The sequence below is a fragment of the Pseudomonas bohemica genome (genome assembly GCF_002934685.1).
GTDB lineage: Bacteria > Pseudomonadota > Gammaproteobacteria > Pseudomonadales > Pseudomonadaceae > Aquipseudomonas > Aquipseudomonas bohemica.
Genome location: NZ_NKHL01000106.1, coordinates 54878 through 76044, shown reverse-complemented (window position 1 = coordinate 76044; position 21167 = coordinate 54878). Strand labels below are relative to the sequence as shown.

Sequence of the window (21167 nt, the reverse complement as noted above, 5' to 3'; positions counted from 1 at the left end):
AGGACCGCACTTGCCCATGATCCATATCCCGAAAGCCGAATACGCTCGTCGTCGCAAAGCCTTGATGGAGCAGATGGAGCCCAACAGCATCGCCATCCTTCCGGCAGCCGCTGTGGCCATTCGAAATCGTGATGTCGAACATGTGTACCGCCAGGACAGCGATTTCCAATACCTGAGTGGTTTCCCCGAGCCTGAAGCGGTGATCGTGCTGATTCCTGGCCGTGAATACGGCGAGTACGTGCTGTTTTGCCGCGAGCGCAATCCGGAGCGCGAGCTGTGGGATGGCCTGCGCGCTGGACAGGACGGCGCCATCCGCGATTTCGGCGCTGACGACGCGTTTCCGATTACCGATATCGACGACATTTTGCCGGGCCTGATCGAAGGTCGTGACCGGGTCTATTCGTCGATGGGCAGCAACCCCGAGTTCGACCGGCACGCCATGGAGTGGATCAACGTCATTCGCTCCAAGGCGCACCTGGGCGCGCAACCGCCGAAAGAGTTCGTTGCTCTGGATCACTTGCTGCACGACATGCGCCTGTATAAATCGGCGGCGGAAATAAAGGTGATGCGCGAAGCGGCACAGATCTCCGCGCGCGCTCATGTTCGAGCGATGCAGGCCAGTCGCGCCGGGTTGTACGAATTCAGCCTGGAAGCCGAGCTGGATTACGAATTCCGCAAGGGGGGGGCGAAGATGCCTGCCTACGGTTCTATCGTCGCGGCGGGCCGTAACGCCTGCATCCTGCACTATCAGGAAAACGACGCGCCGTTGAAGGGTGGCGATCTGGTACTGATCGATGCCGGTTGCGAGATCGACTGCTATGCCAGCGATATCACCCGCACGTTCCCGGTCAACGGGAAGTTTTCGGCAGAACAGAAGGCGATCTACGAGGTGGTGCTCAAGTCCCAGGAAGCGGCCTTTGCAGCGATCAAACCGGGCAATCACTGGAACCAGGCCCATGAGGCCACGGTGCAGGTGATCACCGCCGGATTGGTGGAGCTGGGTCTGCTGCAGGGCGATGTCGATGAACTGATCGCCAGTGAGGCGTACAAAGCTTTCTACATGCACCGCGCCGGGCACTGGCTGGGCATGGATGTGCACGACGTCGGCGAATACAAAGTCGGCGGCGAATGGCGGGTGCTGGAGGTCGGCATGGCGTTGACCGTCGAACCCGGAATTTACGTCTCGCCGGACAATCTGAACGTCGCGAAGAAATGGCGCGGGATCGGTGTGCGAATCGAGGACGATGTCGTGGTGACCAAAAAAGGCTGTGAGATTCTCACCGGTGGCGTGCCCAAATCCGTCGCTGACATCGAGGGCCTGATGGCCGCTGCGCGTACCGAAGCCGCATGAGCCGCTTCAATCTGGCAATTGTTGGGGGCGGGCTGGTCGGCGCGAGTCTGGCGCTGGCGTTGCAGGCCGGGGCCAGGGAGCGGGGCTGGAAGATCGTCATGATTGAGCCCTTCGCTCCGGGCGATACCTGGCAGCCCAGTTACGACGCACGCTCGTCGGCGCTGTCTTTCGGCGCGCGGCAGATTTACGAACGTCTTGGGTTGTGGCAGCAGATCAGTCGCCGGGCCGAGCCCATTCGCGAGATTCACGTATCCGACAAAGGCCGCTTCGGCGCGGCGCGCTTATCGGCGATGCAGGAAGGCGTCCCTGCCCTGGGCTACGTGGCAGAGAACGCCTGGCTCGGCCAATGCCTGTGGCAAGCGCTGGATAAAGACGTGATCAGTTGGCGCGTGCCGGCTGAAGTCAAACAGATGCAAGCGCTGCCCGACGGCTATCGCCTCACTCTGAACGATGAAACTCAACTGGACTGCGACCTGGCGGTGCTCGCCGACGGCGGGCGCTCAAGTCTGCGCGAACAATTGGGCATCAGCGTGCGGGCCACGCCGTACGATCAGAGCGCGTTGATCGCCAACATCACGCCGGGTGAGGCTCACGGCGGCCAGGCCTTTGAGCGCTTCACCGAAGAAGGCCCGATGGCGCTGCTGCCGCTGCCGGAAAATCGCTGTGCGCTGGTCTGGACCCGCAAGGCAGACGAAGTGAAGCGCCTGCTGGCGCTGGACGATCGCAGCTTTCTCAACGAATTGCAGAATGTATTCGGCTATCGCCTTGGCGCGCTGAAACAGGTCGGCGCTCGACATACCTATCCGTTGTCGCTGATCCAGGCCGAGGAGCAAGTGCGCTCGCATCTGGTCGTGCTGGGTAACGCGGCGCATAGCCTGCATCCAATTGCCGGACAGGGCTTCAACCTCTCCCTGCGCGATGCCGCGTCGCTGGCTGAAGCCCTGCTCGCCAGCGATGCCGCGCCCGGAGATCTGGCGATTTTGCAGGCTTATCGCGATCGCCAGTATCTGGACCAGAAGCTTACAGTGGGCTTTTCCGATCAGGTCACGCGGCTGTTCGGCAGCCAGCAACCGGTGATCACGGCGGGCCGCAATATCGGCTTGTTGGGTCTGGATCTGCTGCCATCGGCCAAGAGCTGGTTTGCCCGTCAGGCCATGGGGCTGGGAACACGAGCCGATGTCTAACCCCTTCCTCCATCTGTGGCCGATGCCACCCGCGAGAACGATTTAAAGCATGGAAACGCGCGCAGATCTGCTGATTGTCGGGGCCGGAATGGTCGGAAGCGCACTCGCGTTGGCGCTGCAAAACAGGGGGCTGAATATCCTCGTGGTCGACGGCAGCCCGTTGAGCGTCAAACCGTTCGACCGGGCCGCGCCGTTCGAGCCGCGAGTCAGTGCCCTGTCCGCGGCCAGTCAGCGCATTCTCGAGCGTTTGAACGTCTGGGACGGCATCGTTTCGCGACGCGTCAGCCCTTACGGGGAGATGCATGTGTGGGATGGTAGCGGCACGGGCAAGGTGCATTTCTCGGCATCCAGTGTGCACGCTCAGGTGCTCGGCCACATTGTCGAAAATCGTGTGGTTCAGGATGCCTTGATCGAGCGTTTGCACGACTCTGATATCGGCCTGCTGGCCAACGCGCGTCTCGAGCAGATAAGACATTCCGGGGATGACTGGCTGTTGACGCTGTCCGACGGCCGCACCCTGCGCGCGCCCCTGGTGGTCGCCGCAGATGGGGCAAATTCCACGGTTCGACGGATGACTGGCACTGCGACGCGCGAATGGGACTACATGCACCACGCCATCGTTACCAGCGTGCGCACGAACCAATCCCACCGCAAGACCGCCTGGCAGCGGTTTACCGATGAAGGTCCGCTGGCGTTTTTGCCCCTTGATCGAGAAGGGGAGCATTGGTGTTCGATCGTCTGGTCGGTGACGCCTGCCGAGTCCGAGCGATTGATGAAGCTGCAGGACGAGGCATTCTGTCGCGAGCTTGAGAACGCGTTCGAAGGCTGCCTTGGTCAGGTGATTTCCGCCGATCCGCGCCTGTGCGTGCCGTTGCGTCAGCGTCATGCCAAGCGTTATGTGGCCGAGGGTCTGGCGCTGATCGGCGATGCAGCGCATACCATTCACCCATTGGCGGGCCAGGGCGTGAATCTGGGCTTTCTGGATGCGGCGGTTCTGGCCGAGGTGCTGCAGGGCGCGATCGAGCGCGGCGAGCGTATTGCTGACGAGAAGGTCCTCAGCCGCTACGAACGACGCCGCATGCCGCACAATCTGGCATTGATGGCGGCAATGGAAGGCTTCGAACGGTTGTTCCAGGCCGATCCGCTGCCGCTGCGCTGGGTGCGCAATACCGGTTTGAAGATGGTCGATCAATCGGCCGAGGCCAAGGCGATATTCGTGCGTCAGGCGCTGGGGTTGACTGGGGATTTGCCGGAGTTGGCGAAGCTCTGACACGGCGCAGTCCGGACTTGAAACCGAATCCCATGTAAGAGCACGTTTGCCCGCGATGGCGATGTGTCAGGAACCAATCTGTTCCCTGACACCGCGGGCAAGCGCGCTCCTGCAATTTTCGGCATTTCTTCAGTAAATTCCCAGGTTTGGCCCCTTGCAACATCTGGTAACTGCTCAATCTGGACTTCGGTTGAGATGCCAGATGCGATTCACTACCATTTCGCCTCATTTTCCCAAGACGAGAAATCAGCATGCAGGCGAGCAAGCGTCTTCTGGCTGCCCTGGCATTGACCGTGCTCGGCAGCACCGCCCAGGCCGCTGATGAAGTGGTGGTGTATTCCTCCCGGATCGACGAGCTGATCAAGCCGGTATTCGATGCCTATACCGCCAAGACCGGCGTGAAGGTGAAGTTCATCACCGACAAGGAAGCGCCGTTGATGCAGCGCATCAAGGCCGAGGGTCAGAACGCCACCGCTGACCTGCTGCTTACCGTCGATGCCGGAAACCTCTGGCAGGCCGAGCAGATGGGCATCCTCCAGCCATTCACCTCGCCGGTTATCGATGAAAACATCCCGGTGCAATATCGCTCCTCGACTCACAGCTGGACCGGGCTGAGCCTGCGTGCGCGGACCATTGCGTATTCCACCGACCGGGTCAAACCCGAAGATCTGACGACCTACGAGGCATTGGCTGACAAGCAATGGGAAGGGCGTCTGTGCCTGCGGACCGCGAAGAAGGTCTACAACCAGTCGCTGACCGCCACGCTCATCGAAACCCACGGCGCCGAAGCATCGGAGAAGATCCTCAAGGGTTGGGTCAACAACCTGTCCACGGACGTGTTCTCCGATGACATTGCAGTGCTCGAAGCAATCAACGCCGGGCAGTGCGACGTTGGGATCGTCAACACCTATTACTTCGGCCGTCTGCACAAGCAGAACCCTGATCTGGCCGTGCGTCTGTTCTGGCCGAACCAGTCCGATCGCGGCGTACACGTGAACCTGTCGGGCATCGGCCTGACCAAATACGCGCCCCACGCCGATGCGGCCAAAGCGCTGGTGGAATGGATGACCGGGCCGCAAGCGCAGACGATCTTCTCCGGCACCAACCAGGAATTCCCGGCTAACCCGAAGGTCGCGCCGTCTGAAGAAGTTGCGAGCTGGGGCGAGTTCAAGGCCGACACCATCCCTGTCGAGGTCGCTGGACGGCGCCAGGCCGAGGCGATTCGCATGATGGATCGTGCGGGTTGGAATTGATCTAAAACACGCCGCCTGTCTGTAGGCGCGCGCTTGCCCGCGGTTGCGGTAGCCAGATAGCGAATTCGTATCTGATACACCGCATCGCGGGCAAGCGCGCTCCTACTGAAGCCACCGACATTTGAGAATCCCACTTGGCCCATCCTGCCCAGCGCCGCTGGTATCCCCTGGTCTTCACCATCGTGGCATTGGTGCTCCTGCCCCTGAGCGTCCTGCTGCTGTCCTGGCAAACCATCGACCACGAAATCTGGTCGCACCTCTGGGAAACCCAGATGCCCCGCTTGCTGGGCAACACCCTTACGCTGGCGATCGGCGTCGGTATCGGGGTGACGCTGCTGGGCGTGAGCCTTGCCTGGCTCACGGCCTTGTGTGAGTTCCCCGGCAGGCGCTGGCTCGACTGGGCGCTGATGCTGCCGTTCGCCATTCCTGCCTATGTCCTGGCCTTCGTCTTCGTCGGCCTGCTTGATTTCGCCGGCCCCTTGCAAACTCTCATGCGGGAGTGGTTTGGCAGTGGCATCCGCTTTCCCCGGGTGCGCTCGACTGGCGGAGTGATCATCGTTCTGGTGCTGGTGTTCTATCCCTACGTTTACCTGCTGGCGCGCACCGCTTTTCTCGCTCAGGGCAAAGGCTTGATGGAAGCCGCGCGGATTCTCGGGCAGTCGCCGTGGCAGGCGTTCTGGCGGGTCGCGCTGCCGATGGCCAGGCCTGCGATTGGTGCTGGCGTCGCACTCGCTTTGATGGAAACCCTGGCCGATTTCGGCGCTGTTGCAGTCTTCAACTTCGATACTTTCACTACCGCTATCTACAAGACGTGGTACGGCTTCTTCAGTCTGTCGAGCGCAGCCCAGCTGGCCAGCCTGCTGCTGTTGGCAGTCATGCTGGTGCTGTACGGCGAGCGTCGTGCCCGGGGTGCCAGTCGTGCGAGCAACGAGCGGCCGCGGGCCAAAGCGCTGTATCACCTGGGCGGACTCAAGGCGATTGCGGCCAGTACCGCGTGCGGGCTGGTCTTTGCCTGTGCATTCGTGGTGCCGATGCTGCAACTGATCGTCTGGGTCTGGCAACGCGGGCGATTCGATCTGGATGATCGCTATACGGGCCTCATTCTGCATACCTTGTATCTGGGGGGCATCGCGGCGTTGGTTACGGTCGGCGTGGCGATGATTCTGGTGTTCGCCCGTCTTCTTGCGCCCACCCGCGCCATCCGGTCGGGTGTGAACCTGGCCAATATCGGCTATGCGCTGCCGGGTTCTGTGCTGGCGGTGTCGATCATGCTGGCGTTCAGTTATCTGGATCGTGAGCTGGTGGTGCCGTTGTCCAGCTGGCTCGGCGGCGCGGGCAAACCGTTGTTGCTTGGGAGCCTGGCCGCGCTGGTGCTGGCCTATCTGGTGCGCTTCATCGCCGTTGCCTACGGGCCATTGGAGAACAGCCTGTCGCGAATTCGCCCGTCATTGCCCGAGGCGGCACGCAGTCTGGGTGTCAGTGGGCCACGTTTGTTTTTCAAGATTTATTTGCCGCTATTGATCCCCGGCACCTTGAGCGCAGCGTTGCTTGTGTTTGTCGATGTGCTCAAGGAAATGCCCGCCACCTTGCTGATGCGCCCGTTTGGCTGGGACACGCTCGCCGTGCGCATCTTCGAAATGACCAGCGAAGGTGAGTGGGCGAGAGCCGCTTTACCAGCGCTGACGCTGGTGATGGTCGGTTTGCTACCGGTAATTGGCCTGATCAGACGCTCGGCCAGACCGATCGGCTAGGTGCGGGGTCACAACCTTGCGGCTACAATGCGCCGCAATCGACGCGGTCTGTCAGACAATTCTGCAAATTACAAAGGTTCCAGACCCCAAGTTACGGAGGATTTGCCGTTGTTTTTGACGATCACGTCTTCGCCACGCCCCAGGGGTATGAAAACGTAGCGAGCGAAGGTAATACAAGGCAAAACAGGCGAAAAGCGCCGGGGGCGCGTTCGACTCCAGGTGTTCTAAATGAGCATTTTTCGCCTGTTTCTAACGCAGCAATACGTGCGTAACGCCGAAGGTGCCCAGCCCGCAGTAGTTTTCACATTCCTGGCCCGGAAGGAGAAACCCATGGGACAGCGTACGCCGCTCTTTGACTTGCACCTCGCGCTCGGCGCGAAGCTGGTCGATTTTGGTGGTTGGGATATGCCGTTGCACTACGGATCACAGGTCGAAGAGCATCATCAGGTGCGCCGCGACTGTGGAATTTTCGACGTGTCGCACATGCATGTGCTCGACGTTTCAGGCAGCCAGGCCAAGCCCTGGTTGCAATATCTGCTGGCGAACGACGTCGGCAGGCTGCAGCAAACCGGGCGTGCGCTTTACAGCGCGATGCTCGACGCCCAGGGCGGGATCGTCGACGACATGATCGTCTACCTCACCGACGAGGGTTATCGACTGGTGGTCAACGCGGCCACAGGCGCCAAGGACCTGGCCTGGATGAACGCCCACCTTTCCGGCTTCGACGTGCAGCTGACTCACCGCTCCGAGTTGGCCATGCTGGCCATCCAGGGGCCACACGCCCGCCAGAAAATCGCTGAACTCGTGACCCAGGCCCGCGCCGAACTTATCCACACTTTGCGAGCCTTCGAAGGACAGCAGGAAGGCGACTGGTTCATTGCCCGCACCGGCTATACCGGTGAAGACGGGCTGGAAATTATCCTGCCGAGCGATCAGGCCTGCAGCTTCTTCAACGACATGGTGGGTGCCGGCATCTCGCCGATTGGCCTGGGTGCGCGCGATACGCTGCGTCTGGAGGCAGGCATGAACTTGTTCGGGCAGGAAATCGACGAGCAGGTTTCACCGTTGATCTCCAACATGGGCTGGACCATCGCATGGGCGCCGCAAGAGCGCGATTTCATCGGCCGTGCTGCGCTGGAGGCGGAGCGGTCAAGAGGCGTCAACTCGAAGCTTGTAGGGCTTGTCCTTGAGGAGCGCGGGGTTTTGCGTGCACATCAGGTCGTCCGAATAGCGGAAGTTGGCGAAGGAGAGATCACCAGTGGTAGTTTCTCTCCTACGCTAAGCAAGTCGATTGCCCTGGCGCGTGTTCCGATCGCGACGGCCGACCGTGCCGAAGTCGAAATCCGCGGCAAGTGGTACCCGGTTCGAGTGGTTCAGCCGACGTTCGTGCGTCACGGCAAGGCCCTGATTTAATAACTCCCTGGCGGGTTTTTCCGCTGACCTGATGAAGTAGAGAGGATAAAAATTATGAGCGACATTCCCGCCGAACTGCGTTTTGCCGAAAGCCACGAGTGGGCGAAGAAAGATGGCGATCTGATCGTTGTCGGTATTTCCGATCATGCGCAGGAAGCGCTGGGCGATGTGGTATTCGTCGAGTTGCCTGAAATCGGCAAAGTGTTCGCGGCCGGTGATGCAGCGGGCGTGGTCGAGTCAGTAAAGGCTGCCTCCGACATCTACTCCCCGGTGGCCGGTGAGGTTGTCGAGGTGAACGAAGCACTGGGCGATGCGCCTGAAGCGCTGAACAACAAGCCTTACGAGTCGTGGATCTTCAAGGTCAAGGCGAGCAATGCTGATGGCGATCTGGCCAGTCTGCTGGATGCTGCTGGCTACAAGGCTGCGATAGGCGAATAAGCAGGTGACGCAACGCTTGTAGGAGCGCTTGCCCGCGATAGCGTTGGATCTAACCGCGATGGTGACGGATGAATCGCCATCGCGGGCAAACTCGCTCCTAGAGGGTGTTACTGCTCGGCAACGAGATTTTTTGCGAGAATTGCGTTGGCCAGATCCATGTCCGAAGCGTTCAAGCCTGGGTTGTCCTGACGAAGCTGATTCATGGCCGCTTCCAGATACGGGCCGCGAATGACGCCGTTGCTGGCAACGAAGCTACCTGCATCGTCCTGCGCTGCAACGATCAGTTTGTGATGCCGGAAAGTGAGGTAGGTCGAACCCGTGGTTGCGCCGGACGAAAGAACGTCGCGCAGGAAGCCGTCAGCCATTGCTGAACCGACCGGCAGGGAAAGCAGAGCTAACGTGGCTACAGCAAGTTTTAGACGCATGGCAGGGCACTCCGACTTTGGTTGTTCTGAAACGGTTTGATACGCCCGGCCGTGATCTAGTTCCATATCTCGAGCTGAAGCCCTGTGGGCTTCGCAAGGCACATCCGCAACACGGCTTGGCGGCGGTAGCGATCTGAAGGACGTCACCGCTGGCAAGCCATGCTGCGACCGAGTTTGTAGCGCCACCGCGGAACGTTCCCGATCCGCGTCACCGTTGGTGATCACACCACCTCAACCTTCAAAATCGCGCCCTCCTGCGCGATCACTCTCACCTGATCCCCGGCCGGAGTATCAGGCCCTACGACCATCCACACGCCATCACCCACCTTGATCTTGCCGCGGCCGCTGACGATGGCGTCATGCACGACGAACGTCCTGCCAATCAGCTCCGAGCCACGCATGTTGAGGCCCGGCTGGTCGGACTTGCGCAGCACACTGCGCTGGCGTCGCCACCAATACAGCGCCGTGAGCACCGAAAGCACGGCAAACAGCAGGAACTGCACCTCCCAGCTCATCGCCGGGATGATGTACGTGAGAATGCCAACCCCCGCAGCCGCCACGCCGATCCACAGCAGATAACCGCCTGCACCAAAGACTTCCAGAATCAGCAGCACTGTGCCGAGCCCCAGCCAGTCCCAGAACGACAGATCTTGCAGGTATTCCCACATGGCTCAGACTCGCTTGCCGGTGTCGGGCCTGCTCTTGTCGAGACTCCCCTTGTCGAAAGTCGCCTTGACGATCTCGCCGATGCCGCCGATGGCACCGATCATCTGGCTGGCCTCCAGCGGCATCAGGATGACCTTGCTGTTGTTGGCTGACGCCAGTTTGCCGACTGCATCGATGTACTTTTGCGCGACGAAATAGTTGATGGCCTGTACATCACCGGCAGCGATCGCTTCGGACACCACCTGGGTCGCGCGGGCCTCGGCTTCGGCCTGGCGCTCACGTGCTTCGGACTCCAGAAATGCAGCCTGGCGTTCGCCTTCCGCTTCGAGAATCTGCGCCTGTTTCTTGCCTTCGGCGGTGAGAATGGCCGACGCTCGCAGCCCCTCTGCTTCAAGAATCTGGGCGCGTTTGATCCGCTCGGCTTTCATCTGCCCGGACATGGCCGCCATCAGGTCGGCGGGCGGACTGATGTCCTTGATCTCGATGCGCGTGATCTTGATGCCCCAAGGCGCCGTGGCTTCGTCGACAATGCGCAGCAAGCGTTCGTTGATGCCGTCGCGCTGGCTGAGCATGGCGTCCAGTTCCATGGAGCCGAGCACGGTACGGATATTGGTCTGCAGCAAGTTACGGATAGCGTGCTGCAGGTTGTTTACCTCGTAGGCGGCCTGGGCGCAATTGACTACCTGATAGAAACAGACCGCGTCGATCTGCACCGTGGCATTGTCGGAGGTGATGACTTCCTGCGGCGGAATATCCAGCACGGTTTCCATCATGTTGATCTTGTGCCCGATGCGGTCCACCACCGGCACGATGATGTTCAGGCCCGGCTTGAGGGTGTTGGTGTACCGCCCGAAGCGCTCGACGGTCCATTGATAACCCTGGGGCACGACCTTGAAGCCCATGAACACGATGGCGATGGCCAGCGCGACGAACAGTAAAACCACACTACCGATTTGCATAACCTGTCCCTGTTGATTGCGATTGATGAGTAGATGAGTCGGCGAGGAGTACGGTCCCGCACTCCGCTCTGGAAATATTTCTTGTATCAGCCGAAGAATAGCTCGCGCATGAGGTTGAAGATCGTGGTCTTCACCGCCGTGTCCAGCGAGGTCCAGGCCAAGCCAGTGACGGCGCGGTAATCCCCGAGCTGCAGCGGGCGCGACACCACGTTAGGCGGCAGCGCGCGGCCCGCGTGGTGGGGCAGCAGGCCGATGCCCAGCCCCGCCGAAACCAGCGCCAGCATGGTGGTGAACTCGCCCAGTTCATCCGCCACATCGAGCTTGCCGCCCTGATCGGCAATCGCCCGCAGCAGCCCGTCATGAAACCCCGCTGCATAACGTCGGGCGAGCATCAGCACAGGCTGGTGCGACAAGGCTTGCACCTGGATCATCGGCAGCGCGGCCAACGGGTGGTCAGCGGGCAACGCGACGATGATCGATTCATGCAGCACGACCTGAGTCTGCACCCCGGCATGAGGAGCGGGCAGGCGCATCAAGCCAAAATCCAGCTGTCCGCTTTTAAGGGCCAGCACCTGATCCGGCCCCGGCATGTCCTTGAGCTCGAGCTCAATGCCGGGATAAAGCTGATGCGCCTGCCGGATCAGCGTTGGCAGTAATTCCGGCAGCACCGATGACACAAATCCCAGACGGATTCGGCCGGTTTCCCCACGCCCCAGGCTCCGCGCCACATCAGCCGAGCGCTGTGCCTGGTGCAATGTGGCACGTGCTTGGTCGAGAAACAGCCGACCCACCTCCGTGAGCGTTACCGAATGCCGATTGCGATCGAACAGGCGAACCCCAAGCCAGTCCTCGAGCGCCTTGATCTGCATGCTCAGGGCGGGCTGCACGATGGCCAGGCGCTGCGCTGCGCGACCGAAATGCAGCTCCTCGGCAAGGGTGACAAAGGCCCTCAAGTGTTTGAGTTCCATGAACGCTCCACTGGTTATCAGATTTCGTGATCAGCAGATCAGTAATGACCATTGGACCGGAACCGAGCCGACGTTGAAGTATGGACTGCTAAATGATGAGTTCTTAAGCGATTCATCACAATGCATGATCCTAGATTGGTCGAACAAGAGGAATACAACATGGCTGTCCTGGAAAGCTTTCGGCTCGACGGAAGAACTGCACTGATTAGCGGCTCAAGTGCTGGTATCGGTCTGGCCATTGCACGCGGTCTGGCCGAGGCGGGTGCGCGGGTCGTCCTGAACGGGCGCAATATCGACACCTTGCAGTCAGCCGCTGCAGCTCTGGCAGCGCAGGGCCACGACGTCCACACTCAGTCGTTCGACGTGACCGACAGCGCAGCGGTCAACGCCGCGATTCAGGACATCGAAACCCGCATTGGTCCGCTGGAAATTCTGGTCAACAACGCCGGCATTCAACGTCGCGCGCCGTTGGCCGAGTTCACTGAAGCCAACTGGCACGAGCTGATGAGCACCAACCTGGACAGCGCCTTCTTCGTCGGTCAGGCCGTGGCCCGCTGCATGATCCCCCGTGGTCGCGGGCGCATCATCAACATTTGCTCGGTACAGAGCGAGCTGGGCAGGCCAAACATTGCGCCCTACGCCGCAAGCAAGGGCGCGCTGAAGATGCTGACCAAGGGCATGGCGATCGACTGGGGGCCGCATGGCCTGAACGTCAACGGGATCGGGCCGGGTTACTTCAAGACCGAGCTGAACGCGGCGCTGGTCGCCAATCCTGAGTTCAGCGACTGGCTGGTGCAGCGCACGCCGAGCCGTCGTTGGGGCGAAGTGTCGGAGCTGGCGGGGGCTGCGGTGTTCCTGGCTTCCGATGCCGCAAGCTTCGTCAACGGTCACATTCTTTACGTCGATGGCGCCATCACGGCGTCGTTGTAATCCGGAGAGTTCATATGCAAGCCATTGTCTGCCATGCCCCCAAAGACCTGCGCGTAGAAGCTGAAGAGCAAGCGCTTGCGCTAACGCCTGGCCAGTTGCGTGTAAGGGTTGCCCGAGGCGGGATCTGCGGTTCTGATCTGCATTACTATCAGCACGGCGGTTTCGGGGCTGTGCGCCTGAAAGAGCCGATGGTGCTCGGTCATGAAATCTCGGCGGTGATCGATGAAGTGGGCGATTCACAGAGCGCTTTTAGCGTAGGTCAGCGTATTTCCGTTTCGCCGTCGCGGCCATGTGGCGACTGCAGATACTGTCACGAAGGTTTGCCCAATCATTGCCTGAACATGCGCTTTTACGGCAGTGCAATGCCGTTTCCGCACATTCAGGGCGCCTTCCGCAAAACCCTGGTGATCGACGGCAGCCAGGCGCATATTCTGGCGCCCGCCACTACGTTGGCGGAGGGCGCGCTGGCCGAGCCTCTATCGGTCGGGTTGCACGCGATTCAGCGCGCCGGCGGGGTGTTCGGCAAGCGCGTGTTGGTCACCGGATGTGGCCCGATTGGCAATCTGCTGATCGGCAGCCTGCGGGCGGCCGGTGCGTTGCAAATCGTCGCCACGGACCTCAGCGACAGCGCCTTGGCCTGTGCTCGCCGCATGGGCGCCAGCGAAACGCACAACCTCAAGGACGAGCCCGAGGCACTGGCGCGATATACCGCAGACAAAGGTCATTTCGATGTGATGTTCGAAGCATCCGGAAGCGCTCAGGCGCTGCGAGACGGCCTGACCTGCGTGCGGCCTCGGGGCATGGTGGTGACGGTCGGGTTGGGCGGCGACGTGTCGATTCCGTTGAATCTGGTGGTCGGCAAGGAGATCGATCTGCGCGGCACCTTCCGCTTTCATTCGGAGTTCGCGCAGGCGGTGGATCTGCTCAATCGCAAAGTCGTCGATGTCACGCCGGTTATTTCCCACACCATCGCGTTCAACCAAGCCGTGCAGGCGTTTGAGTTGGCGGGGGACAAGCAGCAGGCGATGAAAGTGGTCCTGGATTTTGGGGTGAAGGAGTAATGGGTAAACAACCTGTAGACGCGCGCGTGCTCGCGATTGCGGTGAGTCAGAAACGATTTCATCGCCTGGCACAACGCAATCGCGGGCAAGCGCGCTCCTACCGTCGATCGGCGGTGTGATCTACCGCTGCTCACTCTGCGGCGTCACCCGCAGCACTTCCTCGATCGTGGTCAAACCCGCCGCGACCTTCTGCGCGCCGGACAAGCGCAGGCTGCGCATGCCGTCCTTGAAGCCCTGGCGCCGTAACGCCGTGAGATCCAGATCCGCAGTGATCAGGGTTTTCACCGCATCGGACATCAGCATGATTTCATACACCCCCGCGCGTCCGCGATAGCCGGTGTCGCGACACTCCGCGCAACCGACCGCCCGCTGCGCACCGCTCGGCACAGGTGCCTGCCAGGGCCGGGTCAGGGTTTGCCAGTCGACCTCATCGATCTCCACTGGGGCTTTGCAGTGCGGGCACAACGTACGCACCAGACGCTGTGCCATCACGCCCAGAATCGTCGCCTTAAGCAGGTAATGCGGCACCCCCAGTTCCAGCAGACGGCTGATGGCGCTCGGCGCATCGTTGGTGTGCAGCGTTGAAAGTACGAGGTGACCGGTGAGCGCAGCCTGAATCGCCATTTCAGCGGTTTCCAGGTCGCGAATCTCGCCGATCATGATGATGTCCGGGTCCTGCCGCATCAGGGCGCGTACGCCGCTGGCAAAGGACAGGTCGATGTTGTGCTGAACCTGCATCTGATTGAACGCAGGCTCGACCATCTCGATCGGGTCCTCGATGGTGCACAGATTGACCTCCGAGGTCGCCAGCTTCTTTAGCGTGGTGTACAGCGTGGTGGTCTTGCCGGAACCGGTCGGCCCGGTGACCAGAATGATGCCGTTGGGCTGGTGGGTCATGCCTTCCCAGCGACGCAGGTCGTCACCGGAAAAGCCCAGTTGATCGAAGTCCTTTAGGAGCACTTCCGGGTCGAAGATCCGCATCACCATCTTTTCGCCGAATGCCGTAGGCAACGTCGACAAGCGCAATTCCACTTCGCCGCCATCGGGTGTCTTGGTCTTGACCCGGCCATCCTGCGGTTTGCGTTTCTCGGCCACGTTCATCCGCCCCAGACTCTTCAGGCGGCTGGTCACCGCCATCGTCACCTGTGGCGGAAACTGGTAGACGTTGTGCAGCACGCCGTCGATGCGAAAACGTACGGTCCCGGCCTCACGGCGAGGTTCGATGTGAATATCGCTGGCGCGCTGTTGATAGGCGTATTGGAACAGCCAGTCGACGATATTGACGATGTGCGCATCGTTAGCGTCCGGTTCCTGGTCGCTGGCGCCGAGCTTGAGCAACTGTTCGAAGTTACCCAGGTTGCTCACTTTTTGATCAGTCGCACTGGCGCCACTGACCGATTTCGCCAGCCGATAAAACTCGACGGCCAGTTTCTGCACATCGACCGGGTTGGCGACTACACGCTTGATCGGCATTTTCAGCACATGCGTCAGATCCGCTTCCCACGCCTTCACGTAGGGCTGGGCACTGGCGATGGTCACGCATTCGCGATCCGCGGCGACGGCCAGGATCTTGTGGCGTTGGGCGAAGGCGTAGGACATCAAAGGCGTGACGGCGGCCACGTTGATCTTCAACGGGTCAATGCGCAAGTAGGGCTGACCGGCCTGTTCGGCCAGCCAGGCGGTGAGGGTTTCCAGATCGAGCGTCTTGCCCGCACGCTTGAGGTTGTCGAACTGCTGCGCAGCGACGAATTCCAGCGGATGGGTCTGCAGATTCTGCCCAGCACGGCGTAAGGTCAGTGCGTATTCGGCATTATCCTGGTCGAGGTATCCCTGCGCGACCAGATCGCGCAGCACTTCATTCAGATCCAGCCAGCGGTCCTGAGAAGATGAGGCAAGGACGGACATGCGGGCTCCTTTGGACGAGACGGCTTGCTTCGTAGATAGCAAGAGTAGTCCCAAGCGTGCCAGTTGTTGCGTCCTGCAGGTAGTGAAGCGTTGCCAATATTTTCGGCGCGCTCAACCGACGGCGAGTGAGACGGGCTCGGATAGGACGTGGAAATCGCCGATCGGTTCCAGTGCGACTGTGCAAACATTGATCAAATTGCGCATTTTTTCACCAATGACTTGGGCTCGATGCCAGGTCATGCCGTCCACTTCCACCTCGATCATCAGCATGTCTTCCTGCTGCAGCACGCTAACTTGCTGCGGGATCAGGTACTGCATGGCGAACAGGTTCAGCACTCGGCAGATCAGGTCGGGCTCGGCTTCGGCGAAGATCTGATAACGCGAGCGGCAATGGGCGTTATTGGCAGACCAGGCGTCGTGGCGAAGCGGGGCGGTGGTGACGGCTTCGAGGTGCGGCATGCTGAACTCCTGTTTCGTCGATTACGTGAATGAATGTGACGGGCGATTGAGTGAAAGAAAGTTTTACATACCGAAAAAGAAATTTCTGATCCATGATCGACTGAATTACGCTTGGTACGACTTGTTAATGCTCTATTAGCTGTTATTGGGAATTGATTATGCAAATCGAGCTGGATGCCTACGACCGTAAGATTCTGGCATTGCTGCAGGAGGACGCCTCGTTATCCAGCGCGCAAATCGCTGAACAGGTGGGGCTGTCGCAATCGCCGTGCTGGCGCAGGATTCAACGCTTGAAGGACGAGGGCGTGATCCGGCGACAGGTGACCCTGCTGGATCGCAAGAAGATTGGGCTCAATACGCAGATATTCGCCGAGGTAAAACTCAACGCCCATGGCCGCTCGAACTTCACTGAGTTCACCGAAGCGATTCGCGGATTTCCGGAGGTGCTGGAGTGTTATGTGCTGATGGGGTCAGTAGACTTTTTGCTGCGCATCGTGACGCCGGACATCGAAGCGTATGAGCGTTTTTTCTTCGAAAAACTATCGCTGGTGCCGGGGATTCAGGAGGTGAATTCGACCGTGGCGCTTTCGGAGATCAAGTCGACGACGAGTTTGCCGATTGTCAGGTGAAACGCAGACCTGGAAAAAAGCGCGGGAGAGGTGGGAACCGGAATTTGTGGGAATAAGCTTGCTCACGAATGCAATCTGTCAGTCATCCTGGCGACATCTGAAAAAACGCCTTCGTGAGCAAGCTCACTCCCACACAGTGTGAAAACCCTAGCGAAAGATTGAACTGCGCCTTTCTACGTATTCTGAAAAAGATCGGCCGGTGTGGCGGACCTGGAATTTACGTGGAGGCGCAATTTCCAGTTCATTTTTTAACCAGTCACCGAGTTGCTGAGGTTTTCACATAGCTCGCATAGGAGGTAGCTTCATCCGCCCAGTGGTGAGCGGATTGTGACGTTACCTAGATCTTCAACAACGTCTTCCAGGCCCGGCTTTGCAGCACGGTGATGGTCTGTTGCACGCGGGCTTCGAGGATTTCATCGCTGATGTCCAGGTGCGCCAGTTGCTCCAGCTTGTTCAACTCGCCATACAGACGATCCAGCTCCGGCAATTCCAAAGTGTGGCGTGCATGGTGCAGCCAGACCTGGATGCGCTCGATACGCGGCAATTGCTCGGCCAGATCTTCCGGCTGCTGCTGATAGCGCGCAAGATTCAACGCAGTTGCCTCATCACCGAGCAAACGCGGCATCCAACTGCTGAGCATCGCGTGGCCCTGACGATTGCCGCGGTTGTTGCGCTCGACGGTCCAGCTTTGCGCCATCAACCAACGCGAGGTGGTCAGCGAAAACAGGCCCCAACGCGGGTCTTCGAGTTCTTCGATGAATTGTTCATGGGCCGCGGCGCGCACATCGGCATCTTCCTGTCCGGCCTGAACCAGCGTGCGCCAGTCTTCCAGCAACGCGTCAAGCGCGGCCCGCAGGTCGTGAGTAGTGGCACGCGGGGCGGCCTGGCCCAGGCTGCCCGTCAGTGCACGCAGCTCGGCAAGCACCTCGACCCAGTCCTGCAACAGGCTCCAGTGCCCGTTGAAACGATATTGCTCGGCCAGACGCTGGCTGCTGCCCAACAGATACCAGGCCAGCGCACTGTAGGCGTCGTCTACGGACGTCTCGGCATGCAGCTCTGGGGCTGGCAGCTTGATCGAGTAGCTGCTGGCGTCGAACAGGCGATAGCCTCGCTCAGCCTTGCTGATGTCACACGGCATCAGCGCCAGTTTCTCGGCCAGCTCCGCGGCCAGCTCAAGGAGTGCGGCAGGCTCGCCTTCACGCAGTTCCAGTTCCAGCTCACAGATTTCTTCCTGCTGCTTGCCCACGATGACCTTGCCCAGGTCCAGCGCAGCCTCGATCACCACCCTGGACTTGCCACGACCCCAGGCGATCTCGGCTTTCTCGCGAACGAAATCAGTGGTGAACACCGGCTTGATGGTTTTCTTGTCCAGATTCGCCAGTTGCTCTGGCCAGCACTCGCCGTCCAGCTTTTTCACATCCAGCTTGGCTTTGGGCAGATCCCAGTTGTACTCGTTGCGCTCCGACAGGCCGGCAACGCTCTGGCCGCGAGTCTTCAGGGTCTGGATGATCGCATCGCCATCACGGCGCAGGCGCAAGGCAACTTTGGCGTGGGCGAGTTCACGCTCGGGGGTGTCGAAGTACTGGTTGAACAGCTCCAGCCGCTCCCAGCCGCTTTTGTTGCGTTTCTTCAGCAACGGGTGCTCGCGCAGGGCAATGAGGGTTTCGCGGCTGACGCGGAGTTTGATTTCGGTTTCTTTCTGCATGGCCGGGAATCCAGGCGCTCTATCGCTGATAGGCGCTCTTTCTCTGAGAAGAAGGGGACGCAGCCGGAATCGACACAGCTGCGTGGGTCGTGCAGTGTACAGGACATCACCCGTGACGGTTTATTCCTGCTGTCCAATCACCCTATGATGGTTCGCCATGCGCCAGCATTAGAGGAGTCGCCTATGCCGTTGCCGTCCATGAAAGACCAATTCGCGGCCCTGATCGCCGCGCCTTCGGTGAGCTGTACGCAGCCCGCGCTGGACCAATCCAACCGCACTGTCATCGACCTGCTGGCCACTTGGCTCGGCGATCTGGGTTTCGCCTGCGACATCCGGCAAGTCAGCCCGGGCAAGTTCAATCTGCTGGCGACTTTTGGTTCCGGCCCTGGCGGTCTTGTGCTGTCCGGCCACAGCGACACCGTTCCCTATGACGACGCGCTATGGAAGACCGATCCGCTGAAGCTGACAGAAGTTGACGGCAGCTGGGTGGGACTTGGCAGTTGCGACATGAAAGGCTTCTTCGCACTGGCGATCGAAGCGCTGCAACCCTTGCTGGACAAGCCGTTCAAGCAGCCGTTGATCATTCTGGCGACCTGCGACGAAGAAAGCTCGATGTCCGGTGCCAAGGCCCTCGCGGCGGCCGGCGGCGTGCTGGGACGCGCTGCAGTGATCGGCGAGCCTACGGGCCTCAAGCCCATTCGCCTGCACAAGGGCGTGATGATGGAGCGCATCGAGATCCTCGGGCGCAGTGGGCATTCGTCGGATCCGAGCCTGGGCCACAGCGCGCTTGAAGCGATGTATGACGCGATCGGCGCGCTCAAGGGCCTGCGTCAGCAATGGCAGACGCAGTTCAGCAACCCGCAGTTCAGCGTGCCTCAACCGACCATGAACTTCGGCTGTATCCATGGCGGTGACAACCCCAATCGCATTTGCGGCCAGTGCTCGCTTGAGTTCGACCTGCGCCCATTGCCTGGCATGGATCCGGAAATGCTGCGTGCCGCCATCCGACAGAAGCTGCAACCCCTGGCTGAACACCATCAGGTGAAAATCGACTATGCGCCGCTGTTCTCGGAGGTTGCGCCATTCGAACAAAGTGCCGATGCGGAACTGGTGCGCGTTGCCGAGCGTCTGACCGGTCATACGGCCGAAGCAGTGGCATTTGGCACCGAAGCGCCTTATCTTCAGCGCCTTGGTTGCGAAACGATCGTGTTGGGGCCGGGTGACATCGCCTGTGCGCACCAGCCTGGCGAATATCTCGAAATGTCACGTTTGCAGCCCACAGTGCGTCTATTGCGTCAGTTGATCGAACATTACTGCCTGACTCCCGCGTGAGCCGGGCCATTCCAGAATCAGTCAAGAAGGAGAGTACGCGTGTTGCGATGCCTGTTCCGACGATAAAGCTCATGCCGTTGTGAGTGTTCCACCCTTCGTCCATCTTCTTACAGGCTCTTTCGGATATGCCCGATTACGTCAATTGGCTCCGCCACGCGTCTCCCTACATCAATGCCCACCGGGATTGCACCTTCGTCGTCATGCTTCCGGGCGACGGCATCGAGCATCCTAACTTCGGCAACATCGTTCACGACCTCGTCCTGCTACACAGCCTTGGCGTGCGTCTGGTGCTGGTTCATGGCTCCCGTCCGCAAATCGAAAGCCGCCTGGAAGGCCGTGGCCTGACGCCGCATTTCCATCGCGACATGCGCGTAACCGACGTTGCAACGCTTGAGTGCGTGATCGATGCGGTGGGTGCATTGCGGATCGCCATCGAAGCGCGCCTGTCGATGGACATGGCCGCTTCGCCGATGCAGGGCTCACGCCTGCGTGTGGCCAGCGGTAATTTCGTGACGGCACGGCCGATTGGCGTGCTTGAAGGTGTTGACTACCAGCACACTGGCGAAGTACGTCGTATCGACCGCAAGGGTATCAATCGCCTGCTCGACGAGCGCTCGATCGTCTTGCTGTCGCCGCTGGGTTACTCGCCGACCGGTGAGATCTTCAACCTCGCCTGCGAAGACGTCGCGACCCGCGCTGCCATCGATCTGGGGGCGGAGAAGCTGCTGTTGTTCGGCGCCGAGTCCGGCTTGATGGATGAACAGGGGCGTCTGGTGCGCGAGCTGCGTCCACAGCAGGTTCCGGCGCATCTTCAGCGCCTGGGCAGCAACTATCAGGCGGAATTGCTCGATGCGGCCGCTCAGGCCTGTCGTGGTGGCGTGGCGCGCAGTCATATCGTCAGCTACGCCGAAGATGGTGCGCTGTTGTCGGAGCTGTTCACCCGTGCCGGTGGCGGTACGCTGGTGGCCCAAGAGCAGTTCGAGCTGGTGCGCGAGGCGTCGATTGGCGACGTGGGCGGCTTGATCGATCTGATCACGCCGCTGGAAGAGCAGGGCATTTTGGTGCGTCGTTCACGCGAAATGCTGGAGCGCGAGATCGAGCAGTTCAGCGTGGTCGAGCGCGAAGGATTGATCATCGCCTGCGCGGCGCTGTATCCGATTGCCGATTCCGAGGCAGGTGAGCTGGCGTGCCTGGCAGTGAACCCCGAATATCGCCACGGGGGGCGTGGGGACGAACTGCTCGAGCGCATCGAAGATCGGGCGCGGGCGCAGGGTCTGAAGACCTTGTTCGTTCTCACCACCCGCACCGCGCATTGGTTCCGCGAGCGCGGCTTCGAGCCAAGCAGCGTCGACCGTCTGCCAAGTGCTCGGGCCTCGCTGTACAACTACCAGCGTAATTCGAAGATTTTCGAGAAGGCGATTTAGCCCAGAGTGCCTGCATCCTGTAGGAGCGCGCTTGCCCGCGATGC

General features: G+C 60.4%; 19 protein-coding genes. 12 read left to right on the top strand and 7 right to left on the bottom strand.

The genetic code is table 11. The annotated features are described in order from the left end of the window. Positions 1–16: 16 nt before the first annotated feature. From pepP to gcvH, 7 genes are all read left to right on the top strand, one after another. Positions 17–1351: a Xaa-Pro aminopeptidase gene (gene pepP / locus CE491_RS12990; protein WP_110948754.1), complete on the top strand. Its 1335-nt coding sequence runs from the start codon at positions 17–19 to the stop codon at positions 1349–1351. Further along, positions 1348–2535 carry a 2-octaprenyl-6-methoxyphenyl hydroxylase gene (gene ubiH, locus CE491_RS12985; protein WP_110948753.1) on the top strand — a complete coding sequence of 396 codons (1188 nt, stop codon included), beginning with the start codon at positions 1348–1350 and terminating at the stop codon, positions 2533–2535. Before pepP ends, ubiH begins: the two co-directional genes overlap by 4 nt. Before the next feature lie 49 nt (positions 2536–2584). Beyond that, a complete protein-coding gene (locus CE491_RS12980) occupies positions 2585–3805 on the top strand; it encodes a 2-octaprenyl-3-methyl-6-methoxy-1,4-benzoquinol hydroxylase (protein ID WP_110948752.1) in 1221 nt (406 codons plus the stop codon). Positions 3806–4056: 251 nt separating this feature from the next. Continuing rightward, positions 4057–5058: an extracellular solute-binding protein gene (locus tag CE491_RS12975; RefSeq protein ID WP_110948751.1), complete on the top strand. Its 1002-nt coding sequence runs from the start codon at positions 4057–4059 to the stop codon at positions 5056–5058. 134 nt (positions 5059–5192) lie between these two features. Further along, positions 5193–6809: an ABC transporter permease gene (locus CE491_RS12970; RefSeq protein WP_110948750.1), complete on the top strand. Its 1617-nt coding sequence runs from the start codon at positions 5193–5195 to the stop codon at positions 6807–6809. 330 nt (positions 6810–7139) lie between these two features. Continuing rightward, positions 7140–8222 (top strand): glycine cleavage system aminomethyltransferase GcvT, encoded by a 1083-nt coding sequence (gcvT, locus tag CE491_RS12965; RefSeq protein WP_110948819.1) that lies wholly within the window; start codon positions 7140–7142, stop codon positions 8220–8222. A gap of 54 nt (positions 8223–8276) precedes the next feature. Then, a complete protein-coding gene (gene gcvH / locus CE491_RS12960; RefSeq protein ID WP_110948749.1) occupies positions 8277–8660 on the top strand; it encodes a glycine cleavage system protein GcvH in 384 nt (127 codons plus the stop codon). A 107-nt stretch (positions 8661–8767) separates the two neighbouring features. On the opposite strand, the gene CE491_RS12955 is transcribed toward gcvH, so the two are convergent. The 4 genes from CE491_RS12955 to CE491_RS12940 all read right to left on the bottom strand — a co-directional run bounded on the left by CE491_RS12955 (position 8768) and on the right by CE491_RS12940 (position 11678). After that, positions 8768–9085 carry a DUF2388 domain-containing protein gene (locus CE491_RS12955; RefSeq protein WP_110948748.1) on the bottom strand — a complete coding sequence of 106 codons (318 nt, stop codon included), beginning with the start codon at positions 9083–9085 and terminating at the stop codon, positions 8768–8770. Between the two features lie 221 nt (positions 9086–9306). Next, the gene (locus tag CE491_RS12950) at positions 9307–9753 is read right to left on the bottom strand and encodes an NfeD family protein (protein ID WP_110948747.1); all 447 of its coding nucleotides are present in this window, start codon (positions 9751–9753) and stop codon (positions 9307–9309) included. Positions 9754–9756: 3 nt separating this feature from the next. After that, positions 9757–10710 (bottom strand): SPFH domain-containing protein, encoded by a 954-nt coding sequence (locus CE491_RS12945; protein ID WP_110948746.1) that lies wholly within the window; start codon positions 10708–10710, stop codon positions 9757–9759. Positions 10711–10796: 86 nt separating this feature from the next. Further along, positions 10797–11678, bottom strand: a complete 882-nt coding sequence (locus CE491_RS12940; RefSeq protein WP_110948745.1) for a LysR family transcriptional regulator — start codon at positions 11676–11678, stop codon at positions 10797–10799. Between the two features lie 159 nt (positions 11679–11837). Between CE491_RS12940 and CE491_RS12935 the strand changes: the two genes are divergently transcribed. Both CE491_RS12935 and CE491_RS12930 read left to right on the top strand, forming a co-directional pair. Beyond that, complete coding sequence (locus CE491_RS12935; protein WP_110948818.1) at positions 11838–12608, top strand: glucose 1-dehydrogenase; 771 nt, start codon at positions 11838–11840, stop codon at positions 12606–12608. Between the two features lie 14 nt (positions 12609–12622). Next, a complete protein-coding gene (locus CE491_RS12930) occupies positions 12623–13669 on the top strand; it encodes an L-idonate 5-dehydrogenase (protein WP_110948744.1) in 1047 nt (348 codons plus the stop codon). 120 nt (positions 13670–13789) lie between these two features. Here CE491_RS12930 and CE491_RS12925 read toward each other — a convergent pair whose 3' ends face one another. Both CE491_RS12925 and CE491_RS12920 read right to left on the bottom strand, forming a co-directional pair. After that, complete coding sequence (locus CE491_RS12925; RefSeq protein ID WP_110948743.1) at positions 13790–15574, bottom strand: GspE/PulE family protein; 1785 nt, start codon at positions 15572–15574, stop codon at positions 13790–13792. A 111-nt stretch (positions 15575–15685) separates the two neighbouring features. Next, positions 15686–16033 carry a hypothetical protein gene (locus tag CE491_RS12920; RefSeq protein WP_110948742.1) on the bottom strand — a complete coding sequence of 116 codons (348 nt, stop codon included), beginning with the start codon at positions 16031–16033 and terminating at the stop codon, positions 15686–15688. A gap of 158 nt (positions 16034–16191) precedes the next feature. Between CE491_RS12920 and CE491_RS12915 the strand changes: the two genes are divergently transcribed. Beyond that, on the top strand, positions 16192–16662 hold the full coding sequence (locus CE491_RS12915) for an Lrp/AsnC family transcriptional regulator (RefSeq protein WP_093465910.1): 471 nt from the start codon (positions 16192–16194) through the stop codon (positions 16660–16662). Between the two features lie 337 nt (positions 16663–16999). On the opposite strand, the gene CE491_RS12910 is transcribed toward CE491_RS12915, so the two are convergent. Beyond that, on the bottom strand, positions 17000–18367 hold the full coding sequence (locus tag CE491_RS12910) for a CYTH domain-containing protein (RefSeq protein ID WP_110948741.1): 1368 nt from the start codon (positions 18365–18367) through the stop codon (positions 17000–17002). A 183-nt stretch (positions 18368–18550) separates the two neighbouring features. Between CE491_RS12910 and argE the strand changes: the two genes are divergently transcribed. Together argE and argA are read left to right on the top strand one after the other, a co-directional pair. Then, on the top strand, positions 18551–19699 hold the full coding sequence (gene argE / locus CE491_RS12905; RefSeq protein ID WP_110948740.1) for an acetylornithine deacetylase: 1149 nt from the start codon (positions 18551–18553) through the stop codon (positions 19697–19699). Between the two features lie 125 nt (positions 19700–19824). After that, positions 19825–21123, top strand: coding sequence for an amino-acid N-acetyltransferase (argA, locus tag CE491_RS12900; protein WP_110948739.1), 1299 nt, complete (start codon positions 19825–19827; stop codon positions 21121–21123). Positions 21124–21167 lie beyond the last annotated feature (44 nt).

Bases quoted from the DNA above. Each gene is read 5' to 3' on its own strand.
- pepP (WP_110948754.1), top strand. From the start codon at position 17: ATGATCCATATCCCGAAAGCCGAATACGCTCGTCGTCGCAAAGCCTTG.
- ubiH (WP_110948753.1), top strand. From the start codon at position 1,348: ATGAGCCGCTTCAATCTGGCAATTGTTGGGGGCGGGCTGGTCGGCGCG.
- CE491_RS12980 (WP_110948752.1), top strand. From the start codon at position 2,585: ATGGAAACGCGCGCAGATCTGCTGATTGTCGGGGCCGGAATGGTCGGA.
- CE491_RS12975 (WP_110948751.1), top strand. From the start codon at position 4,057: ATGCAGGCGAGCAAGCGTCTTCTGGCTGCCCTGGCATTGACCGTGCTC.
- gcvT (WP_110948819.1), top strand. From the start codon at position 7,140: ATGGGACAGCGTACGCCGCTCTTTGACTTGCACCTCGCGCTCGGCGCG.
- gcvH (WP_110948749.1), top strand. From the start codon at position 8,277: ATGAGCGACATTCCCGCCGAACTGCGTTTTGCCGAAAGCCACGAGTGG.
- CE491_RS12955 (WP_110948748.1), bottom strand. From the start codon at position 9,085: ATGCGTCTAAAACTTGCTGTAGCCACGTTAGCTCTGCTTTCCCTGCCG.
- CE491_RS12950 (WP_110948747.1), bottom strand. From the start codon at position 9,753: ATGTGGGAATACCTGCAAGATCTGTCGTTCTGGGACTGGCTGGGGCTC.
- CE491_RS12945 (WP_110948746.1), bottom strand. From the start codon at position 10,710: ATGCAAATCGGTAGTGTGGTTTTACTGTTCGTCGCGCTGGCCATCGCC.
- CE491_RS12940 (WP_110948745.1), bottom strand. From the start codon at position 11,678: ATGGAACTCAAACACTTGAGGGCCTTTGTCACCCTTGCCGAGGAGCTG.
- CE491_RS12935 (WP_110948818.1), top strand. From the start codon at position 11,838: ATGGCTGTCCTGGAAAGCTTTCGGCTCGACGGAAGAACTGCACTGATT.
- CE491_RS12930 (WP_110948744.1), top strand. From the start codon at position 12,623: ATGCAAGCCATTGTCTGCCATGCCCCCAAAGACCTGCGCGTAGAAGCT.
- CE491_RS12925 (WP_110948743.1), bottom strand. From the start codon at position 15,574: ATGTCCGTCCTTGCCTCATCTTCTCAGGACCGCTGGCTGGATCTGAAT.
- CE491_RS12920 (WP_110948742.1), bottom strand. From the start codon at position 16,033: ATGCCGCACCTCGAAGCCGTCACCACCGCCCCGCTTCGCCACGACGCC.
- CE491_RS12915 (WP_093465910.1), top strand. From the start codon at position 16,192: ATGCAAATCGAGCTGGATGCCTACGACCGTAAGATTCTGGCATTGCTG.
- CE491_RS12910 (WP_110948741.1), bottom strand. From the start codon at position 18,367: ATGCAGAAAGAAACCGAAATCAAACTCCGCGTCAGCCGCGAAACCCTC.
- argE (WP_110948740.1), top strand. From the start codon at position 18,551: ATGCCGTTGCCGTCCATGAAAGACCAATTCGCGGCCCTGATCGCCGCG.
- argA (WP_110948739.1), top strand. From the start codon at position 19,825: ATGCCCGATTACGTCAATTGGCTCCGCCACGCGTCTCCCTACATCAAT.